Annotated in this window: 24 protein-coding genes and 2 tRNA genes; 10 read left to right on the top strand and 16 right to left on the bottom strand. The window is 70.2% G+C overall.

Going from position 1 to position 25324, the window contains the following annotated elements; genetic code table 11:
* Positions 1 to 10: 10 nt before the first annotated feature.
* The 5 genes from ABE488_RS15975 to lolD all read left to right on the top strand — a co-directional run bounded on the left by ABE488_RS15975 (position 11) and on the right by lolD (position 4068).
* A complete protein-coding gene (locus ABE488_RS15975; protein WP_346444096.1) occupies positions 11 to 796 on the top strand; it encodes a succinate dehydrogenase iron-sulfur subunit in 786 nt (261 codons plus the stop codon).
* Positions 797 to 1429: 633 nt separating this feature from the next.
* A complete protein-coding gene (locus ABE488_RS15970; protein WP_346449424.1) occupies positions 1430 to 1633 on the top strand; it encodes a succinate dehydrogenase assembly factor 2 in 204 nt (67 codons plus the stop codon).
* Positions 1563 to 2045, top strand: coding sequence for a hypothetical protein (locus ABE488_RS15965; RefSeq protein ID WP_346449414.1), 483 nt, complete (start codon positions 1563 to 1565; stop codon positions 2043 to 2045). The genes ABE488_RS15970 and ABE488_RS15965 overlap by 71 nt, the downstream gene beginning before the upstream one ends.
* Before the next feature lie 69 nt (positions 2046 to 2114).
* Positions 2115 to 3356 (top strand): lipoprotein-releasing ABC transporter permease subunit, encoded by a 1242-nt coding sequence (locus ABE488_RS15960; RefSeq protein WP_346449413.1) that lies wholly within the window; start codon positions 2115 to 2117, stop codon positions 3354 to 3356.
* On the top strand, positions 3349 to 4068 hold the full coding sequence (gene lolD, locus ABE488_RS15955) for a lipoprotein-releasing ABC transporter ATP-binding protein LolD (protein ID WP_346444100.1): 720 nt from the start codon (positions 3349 to 3351) through the stop codon (positions 4066 to 4068). The genes ABE488_RS15960 and lolD overlap by 8 nt, the downstream gene beginning before the upstream one ends.
* Before the next feature lie 42 nt (positions 4069 to 4110).
* On the opposite strand, the gene ABE488_RS15950 is transcribed toward lolD, so the two are convergent.
* From ABE488_RS15950 to lexA, 10 genes are all read right to left on the bottom strand, one after another.
* The gene (locus tag ABE488_RS15950) at positions 4111 to 5028 is read right to left on the bottom strand and encodes a DMT family transporter (protein ID WP_346449423.1); all 918 of its coding nucleotides are present in this window, start codon (positions 5026 to 5028) and stop codon (positions 4111 to 4113) included.
* 5 nt (positions 5029 to 5033) lie between these two features.
* On the bottom strand, positions 5034 to 6062 hold the full coding sequence (gene murB / locus ABE488_RS15945) for a UDP-N-acetylmuramate dehydrogenase (RefSeq protein ID WP_346449412.1): 1029 nt from the start codon (positions 6060 to 6062) through the stop codon (positions 5034 to 5036).
* A 7-nt stretch (positions 6063 to 6069) separates the two neighbouring features.
* A complete protein-coding gene (locus ABE488_RS15940; protein ID WP_346449410.1) occupies positions 6070 to 7122 on the bottom strand; it encodes a quinone-dependent dihydroorotate dehydrogenase in 1053 nt (350 codons plus the stop codon).
* Between the two features lies 1 nt (position 7123).
* Entirely contained in the window at positions 7124 to 7390 is a 267-nt protein-coding gene (locus tag ABE488_RS15935) for a DUF4190 domain-containing protein (RefSeq protein ID WP_346449408.1), read from the bottom strand.
* Entirely contained in the window at positions 7387 to 8922 is a 1536-nt protein-coding gene (locus tag ABE488_RS15930; protein WP_346449407.1) for an aldehyde dehydrogenase family protein, read from the bottom strand. Before ABE488_RS15930 ends, ABE488_RS15935 begins: the two co-directional genes overlap by 4 nt.
* 98 nt (positions 8923 to 9020) lie before the next feature.
* Positions 9021 to 9097: transfer RNA gene (locus tag ABE488_RS15925), tRNA-Arg, on the bottom strand.
* Positions 9098 to 9297: 200 nt separating this feature from the next.
* Entirely contained in the window at positions 9298 to 12543 is a 3246-nt protein-coding gene (locus ABE488_RS15920) for an error-prone DNA polymerase (protein WP_346449406.1), read from the bottom strand.
* A 43-nt stretch (positions 12544 to 12586) separates the two neighbouring features.
* The gene (locus ABE488_RS15915; protein WP_346449404.1) at positions 12587 to 14005 is read right to left on the bottom strand and encodes a DNA polymerase Y family protein; all 1419 of its coding nucleotides are present in this window, start codon (positions 14003 to 14005) and stop codon (positions 12587 to 12589) included.
* 111 nt (positions 14006 to 14116) lie between these two features.
* Entirely contained in the window at positions 14117 to 14731 is a 615-nt protein-coding gene (gene imuA, locus ABE488_RS15910; protein WP_346449403.1) for a translesion DNA synthesis-associated protein ImuA, read from the bottom strand.
* Entirely contained in the window at positions 14731 to 15336 is a 606-nt protein-coding gene (lexA, locus tag ABE488_RS15905) for a transcriptional repressor LexA (protein ID WP_346449401.1), read from the bottom strand. The genes imuA and lexA overlap by 1 nt, the downstream gene beginning before the upstream one ends.
* A 228-nt stretch (positions 15337 to 15564) precedes the next feature.
* On the opposite strand from lexA, the gene ABE488_RS15900 reads away from it, so the two are divergent.
* Both ABE488_RS15900 and ABE488_RS15895 read left to right on the top strand, forming a co-directional pair.
* On the top strand, positions 15565 to 16362 hold the full coding sequence (locus tag ABE488_RS15900; RefSeq protein ID WP_346449399.1) for an exodeoxyribonuclease III: 798 nt from the start codon (positions 15565 to 15567) through the stop codon (positions 16360 to 16362).
* 66 nt (positions 16363 to 16428) lie between these two features.
* Complete coding sequence (locus tag ABE488_RS15895) at positions 16429 to 16605, top strand: DUF3606 domain-containing protein (protein WP_346449398.1); 177 nt, start codon at positions 16429 to 16431, stop codon at positions 16603 to 16605.
* Between the two features lie 97 nt (positions 16606 to 16702).
* Here ABE488_RS15895 and ABE488_RS15890 read toward each other — a convergent pair.
* Positions 16703 to 16778: transfer RNA gene (locus tag ABE488_RS15890), tRNA-Ala, on the bottom strand.
* A 13-nt stretch (positions 16779 to 16791) separates the two neighbouring features.
* A complete protein-coding gene (gene rnd, locus ABE488_RS15885) occupies positions 16792 to 17922 on the bottom strand; it encodes a ribonuclease D (protein ID WP_346444119.1) in 1131 nt (376 codons plus the stop codon).
* Positions 17923 to 18030: 108 nt separating this feature from the next.
* On the opposite strand from rnd, the gene ABE488_RS15880 reads away from it, so the two are divergent.
* Positions 18031 to 19863 (top strand): formylglycine-generating enzyme family protein, encoded by a 1833-nt coding sequence (locus tag ABE488_RS15880; RefSeq protein ID WP_346444120.1) that lies wholly within the window; start codon positions 18031 to 18033, stop codon positions 19861 to 19863.
* A 33-nt stretch (positions 19864 to 19896) separates the two neighbouring features.
* Positions 19897 to 20808 carry a M48 family metallopeptidase gene (locus ABE488_RS15875; protein WP_346444122.1) on the top strand — a complete coding sequence of 304 codons (912 nt, stop codon included), beginning with the start codon at positions 19897 to 19899 and terminating at the stop codon, positions 20806 to 20808.
* A 19-nt stretch (positions 20809 to 20827) separates the two neighbouring features.
* On the opposite strand, the gene phbB (ABE488_RS15870) is transcribed toward ABE488_RS15875, so the two are convergent.
* The 4 genes from phbB (ABE488_RS15870) to gluQRS all read right to left on the bottom strand — a co-directional run bounded on the left by phbB (ABE488_RS15870) (position 20828) and on the right by gluQRS (position 23926).
* Positions 20828 to 21571, bottom strand: a complete 744-nt coding sequence (gene phbB / locus ABE488_RS15870; RefSeq protein ID WP_346449397.1) for an acetoacetyl-CoA reductase — start codon at positions 21569 to 21571, stop codon at positions 20828 to 20830.
* A 41-nt stretch (positions 21572 to 21612) separates the two neighbouring features.
* On the bottom strand, positions 21613 to 22086 hold the full coding sequence (gene phaR / locus ABE488_RS15865) for a polyhydroxyalkanoate synthesis repressor PhaR (RefSeq protein ID WP_183427118.1): 474 nt from the start codon (positions 22084 to 22086) through the stop codon (positions 21613 to 21615).
* A gap of 142 nt (positions 22087 to 22228) precedes the next feature.
* Positions 22229 to 22969: an acetoacetyl-CoA reductase gene (gene phbB, locus ABE488_RS15860; protein WP_346444124.1), complete on the bottom strand. Its 741-nt coding sequence runs from the start codon at positions 22967 to 22969 to the stop codon at positions 22229 to 22231.
* A gap of 54 nt (positions 22970 to 23023) precedes the next feature.
* The gene (gene gluQRS / locus ABE488_RS15855; protein WP_346449395.1) at positions 23024 to 23926 is read right to left on the bottom strand and encodes a tRNA glutamyl-Q(34) synthetase GluQRS; all 903 of its coding nucleotides are present in this window, start codon (positions 23924 to 23926) and stop codon (positions 23024 to 23026) included.
* Positions 23927 to 24075: 149 nt separating this feature from the next.
* On the opposite strand from gluQRS, the gene htpX reads away from it, so the two are divergent.
* Positions 24076 to 24981 carry a protease HtpX gene (gene htpX / locus ABE488_RS15850; protein WP_047135836.1) on the top strand — a complete coding sequence of 302 codons (906 nt, stop codon included), beginning with the start codon at positions 24076 to 24078 and terminating at the stop codon, positions 24979 to 24981.
* Positions 24982 to 25324 lie beyond the last annotated feature (343 nt).

The raw sequence follows: 25324 nt of genomic DNA, 5'->3' as shown, positions 1-25324 counted from the left end.
GAGACCCCACATGGCCGAATTCACGCTCCCGAAGAACTCCAAGATCAAGAAGGGCCGGCACTTCCCGGCCGCGCCGGGCGCCAAGCGCACGCGCACGTTCAAGATCTATCGCTGGAATCCCGATTCCGGCGAGACCCCCAGCACCGACACCTACGAGCTCGACCTCGACAAGTGCGGGCCGATGGTCCTGGACGCGCTGATCAAGATCAAGAACGAGATCGATCCGACGCTGACGTTCCGTCGCTCGTGCCGCGAAGGCATCTGCGGCTCGTGCGCGATGAACATCGACGGCACCAACACGCTGGCGTGCACGCGCGCGATCGACGACTGCAAGAAGAGCGAGGTGCCGATCTACCCGCTGCCGCATATGAGCGTGGTCAAGGATCTGGTGCCCGACCTCACGCACTTCTATGCGCAGTACGCGTCGATCCAGCCGTGGATCCGCACCCAGACCGCAGCGCCGCCGGATCGCGAGCGGCTGCAGTCGCCCGAGGACCGCGACAAGCTCGACGGCCTCTACGAGTGCATCCTGTGCGCCTGCTGCTCGACCAGTTGCCCGAGCTACTGGTGGAACGGCGAACGCTACCTGGGTCCGGCGATCCTGCTGCAGGCCTATCGCTGGATCATCGACAGCCGCGACGAGGACACCGGCGCGCGCCTGGACGATCTGGAAGACCCGTTCAAGCTCTACCGCTGCCACACGATCATGAACTGCGCGCGGACCTGCCCCAAGGGGCTGAATCCCGCCAAGGCGATCGGCCAGATCAAGCAACTGATGCTCGCACGACGTGGGTGAGCGAGCGCGCCAAGCCGACGCATCCGCGTCGGCTGCGCTCGCGAACGCCCGCACACGGATGTGCGGGCCGGTCTCTCCGGAGCCGGCAATGTCACGCCATGGATGGCATGGGACAAGCCTGATGCGTCATGAGCGCCAAGCCGATGCATCCGCATCGGCCGCAGCCGCGAACGCCCGCACACGGATGTGCGGGCCGGTCTCTCCGGAGCCGGCAATGTCACGCCATCGAGGGCATGGGACAAGCCTGACGCGTCATGAGCGCCAAGCCGACGCATCCGCGTCGGCTGCGCTCGCGAACGCCCGCACACGGATGTGCGGGCCGGTCTCTCCGGAGCCGGCAATGTCACGCCATGGAGGGCATGGGACAAGCCTGATGCGTCATGAGCGCCAAGCCGATGCATCCGCATCGGCCGCAGCCGCGAACGCCCGCACACGGACGTGCGGGCCGGTCTCTCCGGCGCCGGCAATGTCGCGCCATGGACGGCATGGGATATCTCGAATGACGTGGTCGCGCCAAGCCGACGCATCCGCGTCGGCTGCGCTCGCGAACGCCCGCACCCAGGACGCACGCCCGTGACCGACCACGACGACACCACCGAACTGCGCCGCCTGCGCTGGCGCAGCCGCCGCGGCATGCGCGAGCTCGATCGGCTGTTCGTGCGCTGGCTCGACCGGTGTTGGGCGACATCCTCCGAAAGCGAGCGGGATGTTTTCCGACGGCTGCTCGAATGCGAGGACGATAGGCTCTGGAAATGGTTCCTCGGCCATGAGCGTTCGCCCGATGCACAACTCGACGCCCTCGTCCAAACCATCCGGGCGCTACCACCCGATCCTTGAACCTGCCAGGCTGCACTGGCGGCCCTCGCGCCTGCTGGTCGCCGCGTTGGGCCTGCTCACGCTCGCTGCCTGTGGCGCCTTGCTGCTGTCCGAACTGCCGGGCCCGATGGCCTGGCTCGGTATCGCCTGGGTCCTGGCCAGCGGCCTGCGCACGATCGTGCGCACCGCGCGACAGCCGCCACATCGCATCGTCGTGCAGGCGACGGGGCGGATGCTGCTCGATGGGCGGCTGCTGGAAGCGCCTTCCCTGCATTGGCGCGGCCCGATCGTTCGCCTGACCTGGCGCGAGGGCCGACGCACGCGCAGGCTGCTGTGGTGGCCCGATACGCTGCCGGCACCGCAGCGCCGTGAACTGCGTCTGGCCGCCGCGATGCGTCCACTGCCACGCGCACCGGAATCGGTGGCACCATAGCCGCTGCCCGGCGGGACGGGCACGGCGATCGCGCCATCGCCAACGACCCGCATCCATCGACGGACGCCCATGCTCAGACCCATCCCTGCCGCCATCGGCCTGCGTTATCTCCGGGCGAAACGGCGCAACGGCTTCATCTCCTTCATCTCGCTGGCCTCGATCTTCGCGATCGCGATCGGCGTCACCGTGCTGATCACGACCCTGGCGGTGATGAGCGGTTTCCAGAAGGAAATCCGCGATCGCATGCTCGGCATGGTCGCGCACGCGACCGTGAGCGCCGAGGGCGACACGCTGCACAACTGGGCACGTGCGGTCGAGGTCGCGCGCGAGGACCCGCGCGTGGCCGGCGCGGCGCCCTACATCGACACGCAGGCGCTGCTGCGCGGACGCCGCAACGAGCCGGCCGCGGTCCGTGCGATCTCGCCCGAGGACGAGAGCCAGGTGTCCGACTTGTCCACCTCGATGGTCGTCGGCCAACTGTCGGACCTGCAACCGGGCAGCTTCAACATCGTGCTCGGCCGCGAACTCGCCCTGTGGCTCGGCGTCGGTGTCGGCGACAGTGTCATCGTGACCACCGATTTCCAGGTCACGCCGATGGGCGCGGTGCCGCAGCTCAAGCGCTTCACCGTCAGCGGCCTGTTCGAGGCCGGCTACCAGGATTTCGACCGCCGGCTGGCGGTGGTCAACCTGCAGGACGCGCAGCGGCTGCTGCGCATCGGCGACGGCGTGACCGGTGTGCGCCTGAAACTGCACGACATGGATCTGGCCCAACAGGTCACCCGCGACCTGGTGCACAGGCTGGGCGGGGTCTACCGGGTCAGCGACTGGAGCACGGAGAACGCGAACATGTTCCGCGCGCTCAAGCTCGAGAAGACCATGATCGGCATCCTGTTGTCGCTGATCATCCTGATGGGGGCGTTCTCGCTGTTGAACTCGCAGGTCATGCTGGTCACCGACAAACATGCCGACATCGCAATCTTGCGCACGCTCGGCCTGACCCCGCGTGGGGTCATGCAGGTGTTCATGGTGCAGGGCACGATGATCGGCGTGATCGGCACCGTGCTCGGGGTCTGCGGCGGCCTGCTGCTGACCTTCAATCTCGAGCACATCCTGCGCGCCCTCGAGCGCCTGTTCGGCGTGGTGCTGATGCCCGAAGACGTCTACTACGTCACTGGTCTGCCGATCGACCTGCAGGCCAGCGACGTGACGATGATCGGCGTGATCGCATTGTTGATGGCGTTCCTGGCCACCCTGTATCCGGCGTGGCGCGCGGCGCGCACCGCCCCGGCGGAGGCGCTGCGTTATGAGTGAGCACGCGCAAACGGCGGCCGATGCCGTCGTGCTGGCGGCTGAAGGCCTGGGCAAGACCTACGCCGAGGGCAAGCTGCATACGCCGGTGTTCGACGGGCTCGACTTCGCGGTCCGCGCCGGCGAGACCGTTGCCATCCTCGGTGCTTCGGGCGCCGGCAAGAGCACGCTGCTGCACCTGCTCGGCGGGCTGGATGTACCGAGCGCGGGCGAGGTGTTCGTGACGGGACAGAAGATGAGCGCGCTGTCGAACGCGGCGCGCGGGACGCTGCGCAACCGCGCGCTCGGCTTCGTCTACCAGTTCCATCACCTGCTGCCCGAGTTCACCGCGCTGGAGAACGTGATGCTGCCGGCACTGCTCAACGGCGCCAGCGACAGCGATGCGACCACGCGTGCGCGCGGTCTGCTGGAGACGGTCGGGCTGGGCCACCGGCTCGGCCACAAGCCGGGCGAGCTGTCGGGTGGCGAGCGCCAGCGCGCCGCGGTGGCGCGGGCGCTGGTCAACAAGCCGGCCTGCGTGCTGGGCGACGAACCCACCGGCAATCTCGACGAGCGCACGGCCGCGACGGTGTTCGAGTTGATGCTGGAGATGAACCGCGCGCAGCGCACGAGCCTGGTGCTGGTGACCCACGACCGCCGACTGGCGCGCAAGCTCGACCGGGTGATGGAACTGCACCAGGGCAAGCTGCGTGAGGTCGCGCGCGACGAGGTCTGACGCGGCGCCTCGCGGCGCTGCGCGGTTGCCGCGACGCCCGTGCTACTCGCTGGGCTTGGCCGCCTCGGTCGGACGCTGGGAGGCGGCGCGGCGTGCGAGCACCGCTTCGCGATGGGCGATGTAGCCGTTGGCGCCGAACACGATCGCCGCGCCGGCCATCGTCCACAGGTCGACCGTCTCGCCGAACAGCCACCAGCCGAAGATGACCACGATCGGCAACTGCACGAAGCTGATCGGCTGCAGCGCAGAGACCTCGCCCAGGCGCAGCGCGCGTGTCCACAGCCATTGGCCCAGCGTGCCGAGCACGCCCGTCGCCAGCAGCCACAACCAGGCGACCGGATCGGGCCATACCCACTGGAACAGCGCCGGCACCAGCGACAGCGGCACCCATAGCACGTAGGTGTAGAAGACAATCGTGTCGGGCGGATCGATCTTCGACAGCTGCTTCATCTGGATCGCGACCAGGGCCGCGAGCAGGGCGCCGAGTACCGGGATCAGCATCGGCGCCGAGAACGCCACGCCCGGGCGCAGGATCACCAGTACGCCGATGAAGCCGGCCGACACCGCCATCCAGCGCCGCACGCGCACGATCTCGCCCAGCCACAGCACCGCGGCGATGGTCGCAAACAACGGTGCGGCATACGACAGCGAGACCGCCTGCGACAGCGGCAGATGGCCGATCGCCCAGAACGCGCACAGCATCGAGCCCAGGCCGACCAGCGTGCGCACCAGGTAGCGGCCGAGATGGCGCGTGCGCGGGAGGCCGCCGCCGGCATGCAGCAGGATCGGCAACAGCGCGAGCAGGCCGAAGAAGTTGCGGAAGAACGCGACCTCGGTGGTCGGGACGGTCGCCGACGCGAAGCGGATCGTGATCGCCATCAGCGCGAACGCCGATGTACTGCCCAGCATCAGCAGCGCCGCTTTGCCTGCGGCCGAGGTCGGCTGCCAGCGTCGTGTCAGGCCGCTCACCACGTCGCTCCCACGATCCGCGGCTCGGGCGCCAGGTCCACGCCGAACCGGGCGTGCACCGACGCGGCGATGCGCCGCGCCAGCGCCAGCAGGTCGCGGCCGTGCGCGCCGCCGTGGTTGACCAGCACCAGGGCGTGTCCCGCCGAGACGCCGGCATCGCCATCGCGGTGGCCCTTCCAGCCGCAGCGGTCGATCAGCCACGCAGCCGAAAGCTTGCAGCGGTCAGCATCGACCGGGAATACCGGAAGATCGGGATGCGTCTCGCGCAGGGCCGCAGCGATCGCGGCGTGGACGATCGGGTTCTTGAAGAAGCTGCCGGCGTTGCCGATCACGGCCGGGTCGGGCAGCTTGCTGCGGCGGATCGCGATCACGGCCTCGGCGACATCGGACGGCGTCGGCGCGGCCACACCGCGCGCGGCGAGCGCGTCGCGGATGCCGGCGTAATCGAGCACCGGCGCGGCACGGCGCGAGAGCGCAAAGGTGACTGCGGTGACGATCCAACGGTCGGGCATCTGCTTGAACACGCTGTCGCGGTAGCCGAAGCCGCAGGCCGCCGCGTCGAGGACGACCGGGGCACCGCGTGTGCGATCGAAGGCCTCGACCGCATGGATGCGGTCGGCGACCTCGACGCCGTAGGCGCCGATGTTCTGGATCGGCGCCGCGCCCACGGTGCCAGGGATCAGCGCCAGGTTTTCCAGGCCGCCCAGGCCTTGGGCCAGCGACCACATCACCACATCGTGCCAGCACGCGCCCGCAGCGGCGCGGACCTGCGCCTGGACGCCATCGTCGGCGACGATGGCCCGGCGGGTGTCGACGATCGCCAGCGCCGTGTCGATATCGTCGACGAACAGCAGATTGCTGCCGCCGCCCAGCACCAGCGGCGCCGCCTCGCCGAGCGCGGGCAGCGCCTGCGGCAACGCCGCGGCGTCGCCGACCTCGAGCAGCCGGCGTGCCTGCGCCGGGACGCCGAAGGTGTTGCGGGTGCGCAGGTCGACGCGTTCGCGCAGATCGAACGGGGCGGGCATCGGCGGCTCAGCGCTCCGGGGCAGGGCTGCGGTCGGTGGCATCGCGGCGGCCGCGGATCGCCTCCACGCATTCGCCGACCAGGGCCGGCCCCCGATAGACCAGGCCCGAGTAGACCTGGACCAGCGACGCGCCAGCGGCGATCTTGGTGGCAGCGTCGGCGCCGCAGACGATGCCGCCCACGCCGATCAGCGGGAGGGTCGCGGGCAACTGCGCGCGCAGCTTGCGCAGCACCGCGGTCGCCCGGTCCATCAGCGGCGCGCCGGACAGGCCGCCGGCCTGCGCGGCGGTCGCGTCGGCTTCGACGCCGGTGCGCGCGATGGTGGTGTTGGTCGCGATGACGCCATCCACCGCCAGGTCGCCGAACACCCGGGCCGCGGCTTCGATGCCGCCGTCGTCGAGGTCGGGGGCGATCTTCACCAGCACCGGCACGCGCCGCCGATGCTGGGCGGCCAGCCGCTCCTGCGCCTCGCGCAGCGTCCCGATCAGGCGTTGCAGGGCCTGCGCTTCCTGCAGGTCGCGCAGGCCCGCGGTGTTGGGCGAGGAGATGTTGACGGTGACGTAGTCGGCCAGCGGATAGACCCGCTCCAGGCAGGCCAGGTAGTCGTTGGCGGCCGCGTCGTTGGGGGTGTCCTTGTTCTTGCCGATGTTGATGCCGAGCACGCCGTTGCGGCGCGCGCGCTCGACATTGGCGACCAGCGCATCGACCCCGGCATTGTTGAAGCCCAGCCGGTTGATCAGCGCGCGATGCTGCGGCAGCCGGAACATCCGCGGCTTCGGATTGCCGTCCTGTGGGCGCGGGGTCACGGTGCCGATCTCGACGAAGCCGAACCCCAGCGCGAACAGCGCATCGATGTGCGCGCCGTTCTTGTCCAGACCGGCGGCAAGGCCGACGGGGTTGGGAAAGCGCAGGCCGAAGGCCTCGGTCGGCAGCGGTGCCGGCGCGCCGCCGAGCATCGACGACAGGCCGGCGCGGTGCGCGGCATCGAGCGCGGCCAGCGTCAGATGGTGGGCGCGCTCGGCGTCGAGCCGGAACAGCAGCGGTCGGGCGAGTCCGTACACCTCAGCTCGCCGTCCCGAGCCAGAACAGGCCGCCGAAGAACAGCAGCAACACCACGATGCCGACGACCGTCGCGACGAACTGCACATAGCCCAGCACCAGCCCGGCCACGGCCATGCCGTCGCCGTCGAGCTCGGGCGTGCGGCGGATTTCCGCACGCGCCAGATGGCCGGTGATCACCGCCACCAGGCTGCCCAGCCAAGGCAGCAGGCTCCAGCCCAACAGACCGCAGACCAGGCTGGTGACCGCCAGGGCGCTGGTCCGTCTCACAGGTCGAACTTGATGCCCTGGGCGAGGGGCAGGGCGTCGGAGTAGTTGATGGTGTTGGTCTGCCGGCGCATGTAGGCGCGCCAGGCATCGGAGCCCGACTCGCGGCCGCCGCCGGTCTCCTTCTCGCCGCCGAACGCGCCACCGATCTCGGCACCGGACGTGCCGATGTTGACGTTGGCGATGCCGCAGTCCGAACCGCGCGCCGACAGGAAGCGCTCGGAGGCCTTGAGGTCGTTGGTGAAGATCGCCGACGACAGGCCCTGCGGCACGTCGTTCTGCATGTCGATCGCCTCGTCGAGCTGCTCGTACTTCATCACATAAAGGATCGGCGCGAAGGTCTCGGCCTGCACCACCTCGGCATCGTTCGACAGGCCGGTGACGAGGGTCGGCAGCACGAAGAAGCCCTTGCGGTCGTCGAGCGCCTTGCCGCCGCTCTCGATCGTGCCGCCGGCGGCCTTGGCCTTCTCGATCGCCGCCAGGTAGGCGTCCACCGCGTCGCGCGAGTTCAGCGGGCCCATCAGGTTGGCGGCATCGGTGGGGTCGCCGATCCGCGATTCGACCTGGGCGTAGGCGGTCTTGAGCTTGGCCAGCACGTCGTCGAAGATCGAGGCGTGCACGAACAGCCGGCGCGTGGTCGTGCAGCGCTGGCCGGCGGTGCCGACGGCACCGAACACGATCGCCGGGATCGCCAGCTTCAGGTCGGCGGTCGGATCGACGATGATCGCGTTGTTGCCGCCCAGTTCGAGCAGCGAGCGGCCCATGCGACGGGCGACGCGCTCGCCGACGTGGCGGCCGACCCGGGTCGAGCCGGTGAAGCTGACCAGCGCGATGCGCTTGTCGTCGACGAACGCCTGGGCCAGATCGCTGCCGGCATCGTTGAACAGGAAGAAGATGTCCGGGAAGCCGCCGGCACGCAGCGCCTCGTTGCAGATCTTCATCGACGCGATCGCCGACAACGGCGTCTTCGGCGACGGCTTCCAGATGGTGACGTTGCCGCAGACCGCGGCGACGAAGCTGTTCCAGGCCCAGACCGCGACCGGGAAGTTGAACGCGCTGATCACGCCGACCAAGCCCAGCGGATGCCACTGCTCGTACATGCGGTGGCCGGGGCGCTCGGAATGCATGGTCAGGCCGTAGAGCTGACGCGACAGACCGACGGCGAACTCGCCGATGTCGATCATCTCCTGCACTTCGCCGTCGCCTTCGGGCTTGGACTTGCCCATCTCCAGTGCGACCAGCGAGCCGAGCGCGTCCTTGTGGGTGCGCAGCGCCTCGGCGCACAGCCGGATCGCCTCGCCGCGGCGCGGCGCCGGCGTCGTGCGCCATTCGCGGAACGCGGCCTGGGCACGGGTCACGATGGTCTCGTAGTCGGCCTGCGAGGTTGCCAGCACCTGTGCCAGCGACTCGCCGCTGGCCGGGTTCACCGGAGTCAGCGTGCCGGCACCGGTATCGCGGGCCCATTCGTTGTTGCCGAGATAAGTGCCCGATTCGGTGGAATCGAGGCCGAGCGCGGTGAGGACGGGATGGGACATCGCGAAAAACTCCTGGTGTGCGCTGGCGCCGCGGGGCGGCGCTGGCGAAGAAGGGGGTGCGACGCGGCGGGACAGCCGCTGGGGGATGGTCGCGGAACTGGCGACCCCGGCACGATTCGAACGTGCGACCTTCCCCTTAGGAGGGGGATGCTCTATCCAGCTGAGCTACGGGGCCATCTCTTCATTATAACGTCCGGGCGTTCCCCGGACGACCGCGCTGCCGGCCGGCGAGCGGCCTGGGCAAGCGCGCAGAACGGGGTGGCGTGATGCGCGGTCGCCCAACAACGACACGGTGGCGCAGGGGGGGTGCCGGCACGCAAAAGTAGGGAAGGCCGGTTGCGGGGGCCCAGGAACCGGGTGCGCAGGCGCCGCGGCTCAATGGAAATCGCGCGAGGGCAGCGGCATCGTGCCGAGCAGGTCGCTGAGGTCGTGCAGGTCGCCGGCGATGAGGTGGGCGACGCCGTCGACCCGTTCCCAGCGGCCGCGCACGGCGAGCAGCCGGGATTCGAGCAGGGCGCGCCGGCGGCGGATCGCCAGGTGCGACCAGACGATGACGTTGATCATGCCGGTCTCGTCCTCGAGCGTGACGAAGATCGTGCCCTTGGCCGTGGCCGGGCGCTGGCGCTGGGTCACCAGGCCGGCGACGTGCACGCCGCTGCCGTGGCGCCGGGCCTGCAACTCGCGCAGGCCGATGATCCGCCGCGCGGCCATCTGCGGACGCAGCAGCGCCATCGGATGCGGGCCAAGGCTCAGGCCCAGGGCCCGGTAGTCGGACAGGATCTCTTCGCCGGCGGCGGGCGCGGGCAGGGCGACCTCGGCCTCGTCGGGGCTGCCAGGCAGCAGCGGGCGCCGCTGCTCGATGCCGGCGACCGCCCAGCGCGCGGCATTGCGATGGCCGGCCAGCCCGCGCAGCGCATCGGCCTCGGCCAGCGCCTGGCGCGCCTTGGCCTCGAGGCCGGCGCGCAGGACCAGGTCGGCGATGTCGGCGAACGGGCGCCGGCCGCGTTCGGCGACGATGCGGTGCGCGGCCGCCTCGGGCAGCCCCGCGACCAGGCGCAGGCCGAGCCGGATTGCCGGCTGGACGCCCGGATCGGCGTCGCTGCGCCAGGGCCGGCCGCCGACCAGCGTGCTGTCGTAGTCGCTGTGCAGCACGTCGACCGGCAGCACTTCGACGCGTGCGCGCTGCGCGCTGCCGCGGCGAGCGTCCTGCACGATCTGGCTGGGCGAGTAGAAGCCCATCGGCTGCGCGTTGAGCAGGCCGCAGGCGAATGCGGCCGGCTCGTGGCGCTTGAGCCAGCAACTGGCATAGACCAGCTTGGCGAACGAGGCAGCGTGGCTCTGCGGGAAGCCGTAGGAGCCGAAGCCCTTGATCTGGTCGAAGATCTGGTCGATGAACTCGGGCGAATAGTCCTTCCGCAGCATGCGCTCGCGCACCCGCACTCGGTGCTGCTCCATGTCGCCGCCGCGCCGCCAGGCCGCCATCGAGCGCCGCAGGTGGTCGGCCTCGCTGTCGGTGTAGTCGGCCGCCTTCATCAGGAGTTCCATGACCTGCTCTTGGAACAGCGGCACGCCGAGCGTGGGTGCGAGGATGCTGCGGATCTCGTCATTGGGATAGTCGACCGCCTCGCGACCCTGCCGCCGGCGCAGGTACGGATGCACCATGTCGCCCTGGATCGGGCCGGGGCGCACGATGGCCACTTCGACCACCAGGTCGTAGAAGCGCGCGGGCTTGAGCCGGGGCAGCATCGCCATCTGCGCGCGCGATTCGATCTGGAACACGCCGACGGTATCGGCGATCTGGATCATCTTGTATGTGGCCTTGTCCTCGGCGGGCAGGGTCGCGAGTGCGAAGTCCCGCCCACGATGGCCGCGTACCAGGTCCAGCGTCTTGCGGATGCAGGTCAGCATGCCCAGCGCCAGGCAGTCGACCTTGAGCAATTGCATCGTCTCCAGGTCGTCCTTTTCCCACTGGATGATCGTGCGATCGGCCATCGCCGCGTTCTCGACCGGAACCAGGTGCGAGAGCGGGGCATCGGAAATGACGAAACCGCCGACGTGTTGCGACAGGTGCCGCGGATGGCCGCGCAAGCCCTCGGTCACCAGCAGGATCTTGCGGATCAGCGGGTTGTGCAGGTCGAAGCCCGCCTCGGCGATGCGCTGTTCCATCGGCGTGTCGCCGTTGCCCCAGCCATAGCAGGTGGTCAGCAGCGCGATCTGATCGTCGGGCAGGCCGAAGGCCTTGGCGACATCGCGCACTGCGCTCTTGCCGCGGTAGCTGATCACCGTCGCGGCGAGTGCGGCCCGCTCGCGCCCGTACTTGGCGTAGACGTACTGGATGACCTCCTCGCGCCGCTGGTGCTCGAAGTCGACGTCGATGTCGGGCGGCTCGTTGCGCTGTTCGGACAGAAAGCGCGCCATCAGCAAGCGGGTCTCGTCGGGGTTCACCGCAGTGATGCCCAGCGCATAGCAGACCGCCGAGTTCGCCGATGAGCCGCGGCCCTGGCACAGGATCTCCCGCTTGCGGGCGAACGCGACGATGTCGGCCACGGTCAGGAAGAAGGCTTCGTAGCCCTTCTTGGCGATCAGCGCGAGCTCGAATTCGATCAACTCGCGCACCTGGGGCGTCGGGCCGTCGGGCCAGCGCTCAATGATGCCGCGCTCGGTCAGCACCCGCAGCCAGGTGGTCGGGGTGTGGCCGTCGGGGACCAGCTCGACCGGGTAGTCGTAGCGGATGCTGCGCAGGTTGAAGCTGCAACGGCGCGCCAGCGCTGCGGCCGCCTCCATCAGCGCCGCGCCGTAGATGTTGCCCAGCGCGCGCCGGGTGCGCAGGTGGCGCTCGCCATTGCGGAACAGGTGCGCGCCGCAGTCGGCCAGCGGGGTGTTGCGGGCGATCGCGGTGAGCGTGTCCTGCAGCATGCGCTCGCGCCGGGTGGCCATATGCGCATCGCCGCTGGCCAGCGCCGGCAGCCCCAGCGTGCGCGCCAGTGCCAGCAGCGCGTCCAGGCGCGCGGCGTCATCGCGTTCGCGGTGCAGCTCTACGGCCAGGTACGCGCGCGCGCCGAACAGGCCGTGCAGCCAGCGGCCCTCGTCCGGATCGGGGGTTTCGCCCGGCAGCCACAGCGCGAACAGTCCGTCGGCCGTGCCCTGCAGCACGGTGGCCATGTCCTCGCGTGTGAGCCGGTAATGGCCCTTGGCGGCAGCGCGCCGTGCCTGGGTGATCAGCGCGCACAGCGTGCGGTAGCCGGCGATCGTCTCGACCAGCAGCACGCAGCGCAGGCCGTCGACGAGCCGGAATTCGCTGCCGACGATCAGCTTGAGCCCGGTGCCTTCGGAGGCTTCGAGCGCGCGCACGATCCCGGCCAGCGAGCACTCGTCGGTGATCGCTAACGCCTCGTAGCCGCAATGCAGCGCACGGCGGAACAACTGTTCGGCATCAGAGGCGCCGCGCAGGAACGAGAAATCCGACAGACAGTGCAATTCGGCGTAGGGCGGCGATCCGGCAGCGCGCGCATCGGGGGCGACCGCGTCGTTGGCCGCCTCGCGCAGCCGGTGCGCGACCGTCCAGGCCCGCGGCGGCTGGCCGCCGGGCGTATCGCGGTCGACGCCGTCGATCGTGCTCATCGCAGCGCTTCCGTGGGCGTTGGAATCGGCCTGCGCACGCTGGTCATGCGAACCACCCGTGCAGCATCCAGCCGTCGCGTTCGCCGACCGGCACGAAGGCCCAGGCGCGTTGCCCGTTCGAGGTCTCGACGCAGTAGTAGTCGCGGCGCGCGTCGCCATCGTCCCACCAGCCGCTTTCCAGCCGTTCGGGCCCGGACAGCACGCGCAGCCGCGGGTCGCGCAGGGGGACCGGCTCGGGCAACAGCCACGCCGGGCGCGGCGGCCGGGGCGGGGCGGGTTCGATGGTGATGTCGTCGCCGGACACCCGTCGCCAGGCGCGTTCGGGCCGTGGATCGCCGGCCGGGGCGACGCGATGCACGGCGTCGTCGCCCAGCCGCGCGCGCAGGCGCTCACGCAGCTGCGGCCAGTCCACGGCCTGCTGCGGACGCGGATCGAACAGGTCGCGGCTGGCTGGCACGAATGGCGGCAACTGGTGGGCGACCAGACCCAGCGCGACGACCGGGCGGTCGACCCCGGTGCGCTCGAGCCGGCTGCGTGCCAGTTCGAACAGCAGCGCCGGGTCGCGCTCGGGCGCGAGCAGACCGACCTCGACCTCGGTGCGGCCGCTGGCGTGCTCGAGCCGCAGCGTGAAGCGCTGCACGCCACCGTCGCGGATCGACAGATAGGTCGCCAGATCGCCGGTCAGCCGGCGCAGCGGGAACAGCAGCGCGGTATGGCTCTCGACCTCGTAGCCCAGCTCGACGCGGGCATCGAAGCGGTCGGGCGGGGCGTAGCAGTCGAGCGGGTCGTCGACGTCGCCGTAGAGCCGATCGAGATGGTCGAGCACCGCGATCCCGCAACGGCGTCGCAGCGCATCGCGCGGCAGGCCGCGCACGTCGGCCAGGTGGCGCAGGCCCATGCGGTGCAGCCGCTCGCCGGCATCGTCGGGCAGCGCCGCGCGCCGGATCGGCGCGCGGTCGAGCAGGGCCCGCAGCGCGCCCGGTTCGGTCACCGCCAGGCCGTCGCGCAGCCCGGCGAGCACGCGCGCCGCACGCGGTGTCGGCGCCAGCGCGATGCGGTGCCGGAAGCCGAGCGTGTCGAGCTCCTGACGCAGCCGATGTTCGAACGTGGGCCAGGGCCCGAACAGGCGGAAGCTCGCCTGGGCCTCGAGTACGATCGCGCGCGGCCACTGCGCGCTGACCAGCGAGCTGTGGCGATAGGCCCAGGCGGCGAGGAAGCGCTGGCAGCGCGCTTCGGCCCCGGCGTCGTGATCGACGGTGCGCACGTCGGCCAGCAGTGCATGCGCGGCCGACAGCCGCATGCCGGATTTCAGGCCGGCGGCAGCGGCGGCGGCGTTGACCGCGTGCAGGCGCCGCAACTGCGCCGGGCCTTCGACCAGCGCCAGCGGGGCGTCGGGATCGTCGAGACGGCGCAGGACGGCGTCGAGCGCCAGTTGCGGCAGCAGCAGACAGGTCCAGAGCATGGTGGGCTCACGCCTGTGCGCGGGCGAGGGCGTGCGACCGGCGCCCCGAAAGCCGACGGGCAGACGGCCGCGCGGTCGGGACTGCGCTGCATGCGGACGGGCGTGGCGGCATCAGTGGGCCAGCCGGATCGGGCGCGCCGGCGGCTGCGCGCCACGGCATTTGCGCACCTGCCAGGCGTCGTCGGCGGGCAGATATTCCAACCGCAGTGCGGCGGGGGAGGCGTTGACCGCATGCCGGCGGTCGCGCACCGCGAAAGCGCAGCAGTCGCCGGCATCGGCTGCGACCTGCAACCGGCGCAGCGCACGGTCGTCGGCCGTCCGCGGCCAGCCGAGCACCGCCGCGCAGGCGCCGCTGCGCAGGCACTGCTCGAAGGCCCACAGGGCATCGCGCGGCGGCGCGACCACGATCTCCAGCCGGGCCAGATCGACACCGCCGGCCTGCCAGGCCGGCGCATAGGCGACATAGGGCGGATCGATCAGCACCACCCGCCCGCCGGTGGCGGTCATGCGCGCCAAGGCCGGCAACAGCAATGCGATCTCACCGACGCCATCGGCCGGTAGCAGCAGTTCGGTCAGCGCACCGCGCGGCCAGCCGCGATCGGGCAGCACCGCATCGAGCGCGGCCATCCCGGTCGGTTCGCCATCGCCGGCCGTCGCCGTCCCGCGACCGGCGTGCCAGACCGTGCGTGCGGCCAGCAAGGCGTCCAGGGGCAGGACCTGGCCCATCAGCCCTGCCGCACCAGTCCGCAGAACAGGCCCTCGATCGCGAAGTCGGCGCCCGGGGGTACCACGATCGGTGCATACGCCGGGTTGCGCGGCAGCAGGCGGATGCCGTCGGTGCCCCGCTGCAGCCGCTTGATCGTCAGTTCGCCGTCGAGCCGGGCGACCACCGTCTGCCCGTCGCGGGCATCGGCGCTGCGGTGCACCCCGACCAGGTCGCCGTCGAGGATGCCGTCGTCGATCATCGAGTCGCCTTGCACCTGCAGCAGGTAGTCGGGCCGCAGCGAGAACACGCCGCGGTCGAGCCACAGCTGGCGGTCGAGGCCGATATCGGCACCGATCGGCACGCCCGCCGCGACCCGGCCCAGCACCGGCAGCGCCAGCAACGGCGGGCGCGCGTCCTCGCCGGGCAGGCTCAGGCCGCGCTTGTGATGTGGATGTGCCTCCAGCAAGCCGACGGCGGTGAGTGCCTGGACATGCTTGTGCGCGGCGCTGCGCGAGGCGAAACCGAAGTGCGCGGCGATCTCGGCCAGGCTCGGCGGCCGGCCGGCACGGATCCGGTCGCGGACGAAGGCCAGCACGGCGGCGCGTTGGGGAGGAAGAGAGTGCATGGTGTACATTTGTACACCTTCCGCGCCCCGTTGGCGAGAGGGCAGGACCCCCGCCCGCGCGCCGCCGGCAAAACCGGGGTCAGAGTGCAATTTTGCAAGGCGAAATTGCACACTGACCCCGGTTTTTCTGATTTCCGACGAAGCCTCTTTTTCACCCGCTGGCCATTGCGCCGGTCCTATGGTCGGGGCCCACTGCGGCACGCAGCCCCGTCACCGGAACCCGGCGCCATGGCGCGCAAGAAGACCCTCAAGCTGGCCACGTTCAACGTCAATGGCATCGGCAAGCGGCTGCCGCAGTTGCTGGCCTGGCTGGAGGCGGCGCGCCCGGACATCGTCGCGCTGCAGGAACTCAAGGCTGCCGATGCCGCGTTCCCGGCCCAAGCGCTGGAAGCGGCCGGCTATGGGGCGATCTGGCAGGGGCAGCGGGCCTGGAACGGCGTCGCGCTGCTCGGCCGCGATACGGTGCCGGTCGAGAGCCGGCGCGGCCTGCCTGGCGATCCGGACGATGCGCAGAGCCGCTACATCGAGGCGGCGGTGCACGGCATCGTGGTCGGCGCGCTGTACCTGCCCAACGGCAATCCGCAGCCCGGCCCCAAGTTCGACTACAAGCTCGCGTGGATGCAGCGGCTGGCCAAGCATGCGCGCACGCTGGTCGGGCTGGCGCATCCGGTGGTGCTGATGGGCGACTACAACGTCATCCCGACCGATGCGGATGTCTACGACGCCAAGGCCTGGCGCAAGGACGCGCTGATCCAGCCCGAGGTGCGCGACGCCTTCGAGCGGCTGCTGGCGCAGGGCTGGACCGATGCGCTGCGTCAGGTGCTCGGCGATCAGGCGCAGGTCTACACGTTCTGGGACCATTTCCGGCAGCACGCCGAGCGCGACCGCGGCCTGCGCATCGACCATCTGCTGGTCAACGCGGCGCTGGCCGAGCGGGTGCGCAAGGCGGGCGTGGATCGCTGGCTGCGGCTCGAACCCGGCGCCAGCGACCATGCGCCGACCTGGATCGAGGTCGCGGCCGTCTGACGCGGTTCACGCACGGCCCACATCCACGGCGGGAAGGTGGCGCCACCGCAGCCTTTGGAGACCACCATGTCGGACGACAAGCGCAAGACCGGCGCCGCCGATCGCGATCGCATCAACGTCGACGAAGATGACGAGCTTCGCGACTGGACCCAGGCGCTGGATGTCACCCCAGAGCAGTTGCGCGAAGCAGTCGCGGCCGTGGGGCCGATGGCCGCGGATGTGCGTCGCCATCTGGGCAAATAGCGCGTAACGCCAGGCGAGTGGGCGCGCCCCTTGGGCAGAACGACGAAGGGTTGGACGGCGGACCGTCCAACCCTTCGTGTTCGAACCGGGAATGACTTGGTGGAGCGGAGGAGGATCGAACTCCCGACCTTCGCATTGCGAACGCGACGCTCTCCCAGCTGAGCTACCGCCCCACGATGGGCGCAATTATACGGAGCGTTCGACCAAGCCGCCAGCCTTTTCTAGCAACGGCGCGAGCGTGGGTTCGAGCTGGGCACGGCGCCAACCCGACAACGCGCCGGGCCAGTCGGCGCCTTCGACCAAGGCTTCGAGCCACTTGCGCGAAGCGAGCACGCCATCGGGCAGGCCGAGTTCGGCGCTGCGTGCGGCCACCGCCTGTTGCAGTTGTTTCAGGCGCTTGCGATCCGGCTCCTCGGCGCGTGCGATCGGCGCCTCGGCCTCGTCGAGCAGTTCGGTGTTCAGCGCGTCCCAGATCGCGGCGCCGAGTTTGCGCGGGGCCTTGGGATGGGCGTCGAGCCGGCGCTGCAGCGCGGCCGGATCGACCGGCGGGTCGCGAGCGAGCAGCGTCGCCAGTTCGTTGTCGAGAATCCAACTGCGTGGCCGGTCGTGACTGCGGGCGTAGTGCTCGCGCCAGCGCAGCAGGCGCAGCAGGCGGCGCTGCGCGTCGGCATCCAGAAACAGCCCGGTGCGACCGCCCAGTTGCGGCCAGCGCTCGCCTTCCATGTTGCCGGCCGTTGCCACCAGCCGCGCGCAGTCCTCCTGCAGCCAGGCCTCGCGGCCGAGCGCCGCGATCTTCGCGGCCAGCGTTTCGTGCAGCGCGAACAGGTGCTCGACATCGTCGGCGGCGTATTCGAGCTGGGTCGGCGACAGCGGCCGCCGCAGCCAGTCCGAGCGGGTTTCGCCCTTGGGCAGCGCGATGCCGAGCGTGTCCTGCACCAGCCGCTGGTAGCCCATGCCCGAACCGGTGCCGGCCAGCGCCGCGGCGATCTGGGTGTCGAACAGCGGCGCCGGCGCCACGCCGCAGGCATGGCCCAGCGCGACCAGGTCCTCGCTGGCGCTGTGCATGATCTTGACGATGGCCGGGTCGGCCAGCAGCGGGCGCAACGCCTCGAGCATGCCGGGCACCAGCGGGTCGACCAGCAGCACATCGATGCCGCCATCGTCGCGCTCGAGCGCGACCTGCACCAGAGCCAGTTGGGGCCAGAAGGTCCGCTCGCGGATGAATTCAGTGTCGAGCCCGACGCGGACGGAGGCCGCCTGGAGTCGGGACTGGAGAATCGCCGGATCGTCGATCCAGCAGGCATTGGAAGAGGGCATGCGCGACAGCCTAACGGCGGCATGCGGGAGCGGCAATCGTGAAGCCGGCGCATCGTCGCCTCGGCTGCGATCGATTAATCTGACGCGATGCGGTCATGGGAGCCAGCGTTGCGCGCAGTCGTCGTGGTCGGAGTGCTGGGCGCGTTGCTGCTGCTGGGCAGCGGCTGTGACGGCGACACCCGCAGCGAAAAGGCCTCAGGCGGCGACGGCAGCGTGACCATCAGCGGCGACGACCGGATCGCCGGTGAGCTCAACTGGCAGCCGCCACCGGTCACGATCGCCCCCGAGGCCGTCGACGAAGCCCGCAAGCGCGCGGCCGAGGCGCTGGCCGCAGACGACCTGTACGCGACCGCCGACTCGGCGATCCCGCTGTATCTGGCCCTGCAGCAAGTGCCCGGTCACGCGCGCGCGGCGCGCGCCGCGCTGCGCCGGGCCCAGGCCAAGCTGCTCGCACTGGGCGATCGTGCGCTGGACGAGGCCGACAACCGCGATTCGATCGCCGGCCTGCGCGCCGCGCACGAGTTTGCCGCGGTCGCGCGCTACCTCGCTGCCGACGACGAGGCCGTGGTCCGGTACCTGGAGCGCGTCGACGAGAGCGATCGGCTGTGGGACCTCAACCGCGAGGCCGAGCGCGCACTCGCCGCCGGCGAACTGGGCGAGGAGGGCGGCGGCGCATTGGCGGGTTTCCGCGAGGCGGCGGCGTTGCGACCCGGCCAGCCACGCGCGCTACAAGGCCTGGCCGCGGTCGAGAGCGCGCTGATCCGGCGCGCCGAGGACGCCGGCACACAGGGCGATTTCCGTACCGCCGCGCGCTGGCTGGCCTACGCCACGACCGTCCGGCCCGGCTTTGCGACCGTGCCCGATGCCGAGCGGCGCATCGCGCACATGCGCGCGGTGCGCATCCAGCGGCTGCGCGATGCCGGCGTGGAGGCGCTGCCGAAGATCAATGGCGTGGCGACCGCGCGCGCGCGACTGGCCGAGATCCTGGCGATCGCCTCGCCGGGCGACCCGGTGGCGCTGGACCTGCGCGAGCGCATCGATCGGGCGGTCCACTACGGCGACTTCCGGCCCGGCCAGGTATTCACCGATGCGCTGGAAGGCGGGGCGCGCGGGCCGCAACTGGTCGTACTGCCGCACGGCGGCTTCATGATGGGCGCACTGCCCGGCGACGAGACCGCCGACGACAACGAAAAGCCGCGCCATGCGGTCCGGTTCGAGCGGGGCTTTGCGATGGGCGTGCGCGAAGTGAGCGTGGCCGAATTCCGGCGCTTCATCGAGGCGACCGGCTACCAGACCCGGGCCATGCGCCGCGGCTTTTCGATGGTCTACGACGAGCGCACCGGCAACTTCCTGCGCCGCAGCAACGTCGACTGGCGTTCGGACTATGTCGGTCGCCCAGCTGGCGACACCATGCCGGTGCTGCATGTCAGCGCCAAGGACGCGCAGGCCTATGTCGACTGGTTGTCGGCACAGAGCGGGCAGCGCTACCGGCTGCCGAGCGAGGCCGAGTTCGAATACGCCTATCGCGCCGGCACCAGCGAGCGCTGGCCGTGGGGCGAGGGCACGCCGCCGCCCGAGGCCGGCAACGTCACCGGCGCCCTCGACCGTTCGCCCTCGGGGCGGACCTGGGGCAATGCGTTCGCCGATTACGGCGACGGCTACTGGGGGCCGGCCCCGGTCGCCAGCTTCCCACCCAATCGCTGGGGGGTGTACGACCTGGCCGGCAATGTCAGTGAATGGATGGCCGATTGCTGGCATGCGACCTACCGCCGGGCGCCGGAGGACGGCTCGGCCTGGGTCAATCCGGGCTGCCGCGACCAGGTGATCCGGGGGGGCTCTTGGGCGAGCTCGCCGGCCCAGACCCGCGCCAGCTGGCGGGCACTCGCCTCCGTCGACACGACCAATGCCAGAATCGGCTTCCGCGTCGTCCGCGACCTTTGACCGCCGCCGGCCTTTCCGGCACTGGAGAACGAGATGAGACAGGATCCCTTCGGTGGCAGCCGGCAGCAGCCCGGGCGTGCGCCGCGTCGCGGCTTCAACCTGCGGTGGGTGATCCTGCTGCTGTTCGGGCTCTACGGCGCGTACTACTACATCTCCAACCGCTCGGTCGATCCGGTCACCGGGGAGACGGTGTTGATCGACCGCGGCCTGAGCGTCGACGACGAGAAGGCGCTCGGCCTGCAGGCCTACGAGGAGATTCTGGGCCAGGAGCGTGCGGTCGCGCCCGACAGCCCGGTCGCCCGCGACGTGCGCGCGATCGCCGATCGGTTGATCGCCAAGGTCGGGGTGGTCGAGGCCGAGTTGGCGCGCGAGAACGGACTGGCGCCGACGCGCTTTTCCGAGACCTTCGACTGGGAGGTCAATGTCATCGAGTCCGACCAGGCCAACGCCTTCTGCCTGCCCGGCGGCAAGATGGCGGTCTACACCGGGCTGGTGCCGGTGGCGCAGACCGCCGATGCGATGGCGGTGGTGATGGGCCACGAGATCGCGCATGCGCTGCTGCGCCACGGCGCCCAGCGCATGGCCCAGCAGCGGCTGACCCAGATCGGTCAGACCGCCGGCGCGATGAGCGGGATGGATCCCCAGCAACAGCAGATGGTCATGGCGGCCATGGGCTACGGCTATCTGCTGCCCTATGCGCGCAAGCACGAGACCGAAGCCGATGCGGTCGGGCTGATGCTTGCCGCGGCAGCGTGCTTCGATCCGCGCGAAGCGGTGCCGCTGTGGCAACGCATGGGCGAGGCCAGCGGCGGACAGGCGCCGCCGGAGTTCTCGTCGACCCATCCCAATCCCGGCACCCGCATCCAGACCCTGGAGGGGCTGATGCCCAAGGCGCTCGAGTACCGCGCGAAGTTCTGCGAGGACGCACAGACCGCCACCCGCTGACCGTGCGCGGCCGGGCGCCTCAGAAGCTCATGAACAAGCCGCCGTTGACCGGCAGGTTGACGCCGGTGATGTAGCCGGCATCATCGGCCGCCAGGAACGCGACCGCACGGGCGATGTCGTCGGGCTGGCCGACGCGGCCCACCGGCACGCTGGCGACGGTGCGCGCGAGCACCTCAGGCGGCATCGCCGCGGTCATCGGTGTGGCGACGTAGCCGGGCGACAGGCTGTTGACGGTGACGCCCTTGGCGGCGACCTCGCGTGCGAGCGCCATCGTGAATCCGTGCAACCCGGCCTTCGCCGCGGCGTAGTTGGTCTGGCCGAAATTGCCGGTCTGGCCACTGACCGAACCGATGTTGACGATGCGCCCGAAGCCGCGCGTCGCCATGCCCTCGACCGCATGGCGGCAGAGGTTGAACACGCTGCCCAGGTCGATGTGCAGCACTTCGTCCCACTGCGTACGCGTCATCTTGCGCAGGGTGGCGTCGCGGGTGATGCCAGCGGCATTGACCAGGATGTCGAGCCGGCCATGCCGTGCTTCGATGTCGGCGACTGCCGCCGCGCAGGCGTCGAAGTCGCCGACGTCCAGCGCCAGCGTCTCGATCTGCGTCGGCAGCGGGTCGGGACCGGCCTGGCGCCGCGCAGGATCGCGAGGCAGGTCGGCGGCGACCACGCGGCAGCCAGCGGCGGCCAGACGCATGCAGATCGCGCGGCCGATGCCGCCCAGGCCGCCGGTGACCAGCGCGATTCGAGGGGATGAGTTCATGCGGGAGGGCGCCCGGTCGGGCACGGACACGGTGCGTCGGCTCAGCGGCCGCGCTTGTCGCCCGGACGATCGGTGTGGACGCCGCCGGTCATGGTCTTCTGGAATTCCTTCCACATTTCCAGATTGCGCTCGGTGAGCTGGTTCATCATCGCCCATGGCGTCTGCCCGAGCAGGCCACCCATCTGCTGGCGGAACTGCTGCTGCTGGTCGAGGAAGACCTGCATCGAGCGTTCCAGGTAGCTGCCCATGAACCCCTGCATCGAATCGCCGTAGAAGCGGATGATCTGGCTCAGCAACTGGGTCGAGAGCACGGGTTCGCCGTCCGACTCCTGGTCGGAGATGATCTGCAGCAGGACCGAGCGGGTCAGGTCCTCGCCGCTCTTGGCATCCCGCACCTCGAAGTTCTCGCCGTCGACGATGAGTTGGCGCACGTCCTCGATGGTGATGTAGCTGGAGATTTCCGTATCGTAGAGCCGACGGTTGGGGTACTTCTTGATGATGCGCGTGGCGCCCATGAAGCCGGTACTCAAGTCTTTGATGCCGCGCAGCATGGCGCAGCGGGGAAGGGGGCGCAACTGGAACAAGGCATGAATGCGGCCGGCCGCAACGCGCTGCAGACCGTTCGCCGCGGTATGGACGCGCGGCGCGGTCGCCCCCTCACCACCCCATGTGGTGGCCACCGTTGATGTCGAGGTTGGAGCCAGTGATCCACGACGCTTCCTCGGCCACCAGGAAGTTGACCGCGTAGGCGATCTCCTCCGGGCGTCCCAGTCGCCCGGTCGGGATGTCGGCGGCGATCTTGGCGCGCACCTCCTCGGGCACCGCCATCACCATGTCGGTGGCGACGTAGCCGGGCGAGACCGTGTTGACGGTGATACCGAGCTTGGCGTTCTCGCGCGCCAGCGAAATCGTGAAGCCGTGCATGCCGGCCTTGGCCGCGGCGTAGTTGGCCTGGCCGTACTGCCCCTTAAGGCCGTTGATTGAGCTGATCTGGATGATCCGGCCCCACTTGCGCTCGCGCATGCCCTCGATCACCGGACGGGTGACGTTGTAGACCGAGTTGAGATTGGTGCCGATGACGTCCTGCCACTGCTGCGGTTGCATCTTGTGGAACGTGCCGTCGCGGGTGATGCCGGCGTTGTTGATCAGGATATCGATAGGCCCGAGCTGGGACTCCAGCTCGCGCACCATGCGCTCGGCCTCGACGTGGTCGGACACATCCCCGGCCGCGATCGCGACCTCGTAGCCGGCCTCGCGCAACTGCCGCTGCCAGGCTTGCGCTTTTTCGGCGTTGCGGTAGTTGGTGGCGACGCGATAGCCGCTGTCGGCCAGGCGCCTGACGATGGCCGTGCCGATACCGCCGGTGCCGCCGGTGACCAATGCCACGCGTGCGCTCATTGCCGCCCTCCCATTGCGATGCAGGCGTCGCCCCCATGGCGACGACAAGCCAGTCTAGCCATGCTGACAAGCGCGTCCAGTGTGCGATGCACCAACCGGATCGACGATCGGAATGCGCGCCGGATCGAAGCACGCGAGCGCGCGCGCGCGCCAAGCCTGCACGCTGTCGGCCGCGAGCGGCGATTGCCCCAGCGCCTGCCAGGCCGCGCGCAGGGCGGGCAGGGGATCGGCCGGGTCGGGCGCCTCCGCGCCGAAAGACTTGGACAGCTTGCGCCCGGTGGCGTCGCGCAGCAGCGGCAGGTGCGCGTGGCGCGGGATGGGCAGCCCGAGCCGCTGCTGGAGCAGGATCTGCCGTGGTGTGGAATCGAGCAGGTCGGCGCCGCGGACCACGTCGGTGATGCCCTGGTCGGCATCGTCGACGACCACCGCCAACTGGTAGGCCCACAGTCCGTCGGCCCGGCGCAGCACGAAATCGCCGACCTCCGTCCACAGGTCCTGTTCGATCCGGCCGCGCAGCGCATCGTCGAACGCGATCTGCGTGCCCGGCGGCACGCGCAGGCGGATCGCCGGGTCCGGGCGCGGGCGGGGTGCGACGCAACGACCGCGATGGATCCCGCCGTCCGCCGCCAGCGTGCTGCGGGTGCAGTGGCAGACGAACGCATGGCCGTCGGCCAGCAGCCGGTCGAGCGCCGCCTGGTACAGGGCCTCGCGGGCACTCTGGCGCACGACCTCGCCGTCCCAGTCCAGACCGCAGGCGCGCAGCATCGCCAACTGGGCGTCGGCCGCGCCGGCGACCTCGCGTGGCCGGTCCACATCCTCGATCCTCACCCGCCACTGCCCACCGCTGCGGCGCGCCATCAGCCAGCTGCCGAGCGCGGCGACCAGCGACCCGGCATGCAGGGGCCCGGTCGGGGACGGCGCAAAGCGGCCGCAAGGGGGAAGGGCAGAAGGCGACATCGCGCCGGAACTGTCTCGAACATGAACTGTCACGGGGCGCACACTGTGGCATCGCGGCCCGTGAATTGAAATCATGGGGGCGCGTGCGCAAATTCTTCGCACACATTCCGATTCCCGCCAGACGCAGGCAGACCTCAAAAAGGCCCCCGATGCTCAAGCGCTACGCCCTCCTCATCGCCACCAACTTCGCCGTGCTGGCCCTGGTCAGCATCGTCATGGCCGTGCTCGGCATCAATCCTTCGACCTATGCCGGGTTGCTGGTGTTCGCCGCGCTGTTCGGATTCGGCGGTGCGTTCTTCACGCTGGCGATCTCCAAATGGTCGGCCAAGCGCTTCACCGGTGCCCAGGTGATCACCGAGCCGCGCAACGAGGCCGAGCGTTGGCTGCTGACGACCGTGCAGCGGCAGGCGCAGATGGCCGGTATCGGCATGCCCGAGGTCGCGATCTACGACGCGCCGGAGATCAACGCGTTCGCCACCGGCGCCCGCCGCGACGCCTCGCTGGTGGCGGTATCGACCGGCTTGCTGCGCGCGATGACGCGCGAAGAGGCCGAGGCGGTACTGGCGCACGAGGTCAGCCACGTCGCCAATGGCGACATGGTGACGATGACGCTGCTGCAGGGCGTGCTCAACACCTTCGTGATCTTCCTGGCCCGCGTGGTCGGCCGTGCGATCGACGGCTACCTGAGCGGCGGCCGCGACAACGGCGGTGGTGGCATTGCCTATTTCGCGATCGTGTTCGTGCTCGACATGATCTTCGGCCTGTTCGCGTCGATGATCGCGATGTGGTTCTCGCGCCATCGCGAGTTCCGCGCCGATGCCGGCGGTGCCCAGTTGGCGGGTCGCGAGAAGATGATCGCCGCGCTCGAGCGGCTGGCGCAGACCTATGGCGAGAGCACGCTGCCCAAGCAGGTCGCTGCGTTCGGCATCAGCGGCGGCGTCGGCGGTGGCCTCAAGCGCCTGCTGATGAGCCATCCGCCGCTCGAGGAGCGCATCACCGCGCTGCGCAACGCCAACCTCGACGGCAGCAGCGTCCGGCAGGGCGTGGTGGCCTGAGCCTCATGTGCTAGTGGAACGAAAAGCCCGCCTCTTCGGCGGGCTTTTTTTTGTGAGGTGCGGTGACCGACTTCTATTTCGGATGGGCATCGGCCGGCCGGAAGCCGCTCTCCCCTCGGCAGGTCCCGTGCGCGGTCCGGCCACGCGAAGCACGCGTGGCGTTCGCATGGATGCGCGGCATGCCGCGCACGCCATCCATGCTCACTCTGCCTTGACTCGGGCGCGGCCACCGGTGGCCAGTCCGCTGCCGAGATCGTTTGAGACGGAAAACCGGGGTGAGAGTGGAAATTAGCCACGCGCAAATGGACACCGGCCCCGGGGTTGCAAACCAGGGAGGGTGACC

This window comes from Luteimonas sp. TWI662, assembly GCF_039673825.1.
Lineage (GTDB): Bacteria > Pseudomonadota > Gammaproteobacteria > Xanthomonadales > Xanthomonadaceae > Luteimonas.
This window is presented reverse-complemented; position numbering and strand designations above follow the sequence as displayed.

Bases quoted from the DNA above. Each gene is read 5' to 3' on its own strand.
- ABE488_RS15975 (WP_346444096.1), top strand. From the start codon at position 11: ATGGCCGAATTCACGCTCCCGAAGAACTCCAAGATCAAGAAGGGCCGG.
- ABE488_RS15970 (WP_346449424.1), top strand. From the start codon at position 1,430: ATGCGCGAGCTCGATCGGCTGTTCGTGCGCTGGCTCGACCGGTGTTGG.
- ABE488_RS15965 (WP_346449414.1), top strand. From the start codon at position 1,563: ATGAGCGTTCGCCCGATGCACAACTCGACGCCCTCGTCCAAACCATCC.
- ABE488_RS15960 (WP_346449413.1), top strand. From the start codon at position 2,115: ATGCTCAGACCCATCCCTGCCGCCATCGGCCTGCGTTATCTCCGGGCG.
- lolD (WP_346444100.1), top strand. From the start codon at position 3,349: ATGAGTGAGCACGCGCAAACGGCGGCCGATGCCGTCGTGCTGGCGGCT.
- murB (WP_346449412.1), bottom strand. From the start codon at position 6,062: ATGCCCGCCCCGTTCGATCTGCGCGAACGCGTCGACCTGCGCACCCGC.
- ABE488_RS15930 (WP_346449407.1), bottom strand. From the start codon at position 8,922: ATGTCCCATCCCGTCCTCACCGCGCTCGGCCTCGATTCCACCGAATCG.
- ABE488_RS15920 (WP_346449406.1), bottom strand. From the start codon at position 12,543: ATGAGCACGATCGACGGCGTCGACCGCGATACGCCCGGCGGCCAGCCG.
- ABE488_RS15915 (WP_346449404.1), bottom strand. From the start codon at position 14,005: ATGCTCTGGACCTGTCTGCTGCTGCCGCAACTGGCGCTCGACGCCGTC.
- imuA (WP_346449403.1), bottom strand. From the start codon at position 14,731: ATGGGCCAGGTCCTGCCCCTGGACGCCTTGCTGGCCGCACGCACGGTC.
- lexA (WP_346449401.1), bottom strand. From the start codon at position 15,336: ATGCACTCTCTTCCTCCCCAACGCGCCGCCGTGCTGGCCTTCGTCCGC.
- ABE488_RS15900 (WP_346449399.1), top strand. From the start codon at position 15,565: ATGGCGCGCAAGAAGACCCTCAAGCTGGCCACGTTCAACGTCAATGGC.
- ABE488_RS15895 (WP_346449398.1), top strand. From the start codon at position 16,429: ATGTCGGACGACAAGCGCAAGACCGGCGCCGCCGATCGCGATCGCATC.
- rnd (WP_346444119.1), bottom strand. From the start codon at position 17,922: ATGCCCTCTTCCAATGCCTGCTGGATCGACGATCCGGCGATTCTCCAG.
- ABE488_RS15875 (WP_346444122.1), top strand. From the start codon at position 19,897: ATGAGACAGGATCCCTTCGGTGGCAGCCGGCAGCAGCCCGGGCGTGCG.
- phbB (WP_346449397.1), bottom strand. From the start codon at position 21,571: ATGAACTCATCCCCTCGAATCGCGCTGGTCACCGGCGGCCTGGGCGGC.
- phaR (WP_183427118.1), bottom strand. From the start codon at position 22,086: ATGGGCGCCACGCGCATCATCAAGAAGTACCCCAACCGTCGGCTCTAC.
- phbB (WP_346444124.1), bottom strand. From the start codon at position 22,969: ATGAGCGCACGCGTGGCATTGGTCACCGGCGGCACCGGCGGTATCGGC.
- gluQRS (WP_346449395.1), bottom strand. From the start codon at position 23,926: ATGTCGCCTTCTGCCCTTCCCCCTTGCGGCCGCTTTGCGCCGTCCCCG.
- htpX (WP_047135836.1), top strand. From the start codon at position 24,076: ATGCTCAAGCGCTACGCCCTCCTCATCGCCACCAACTTCGCCGTGCTG.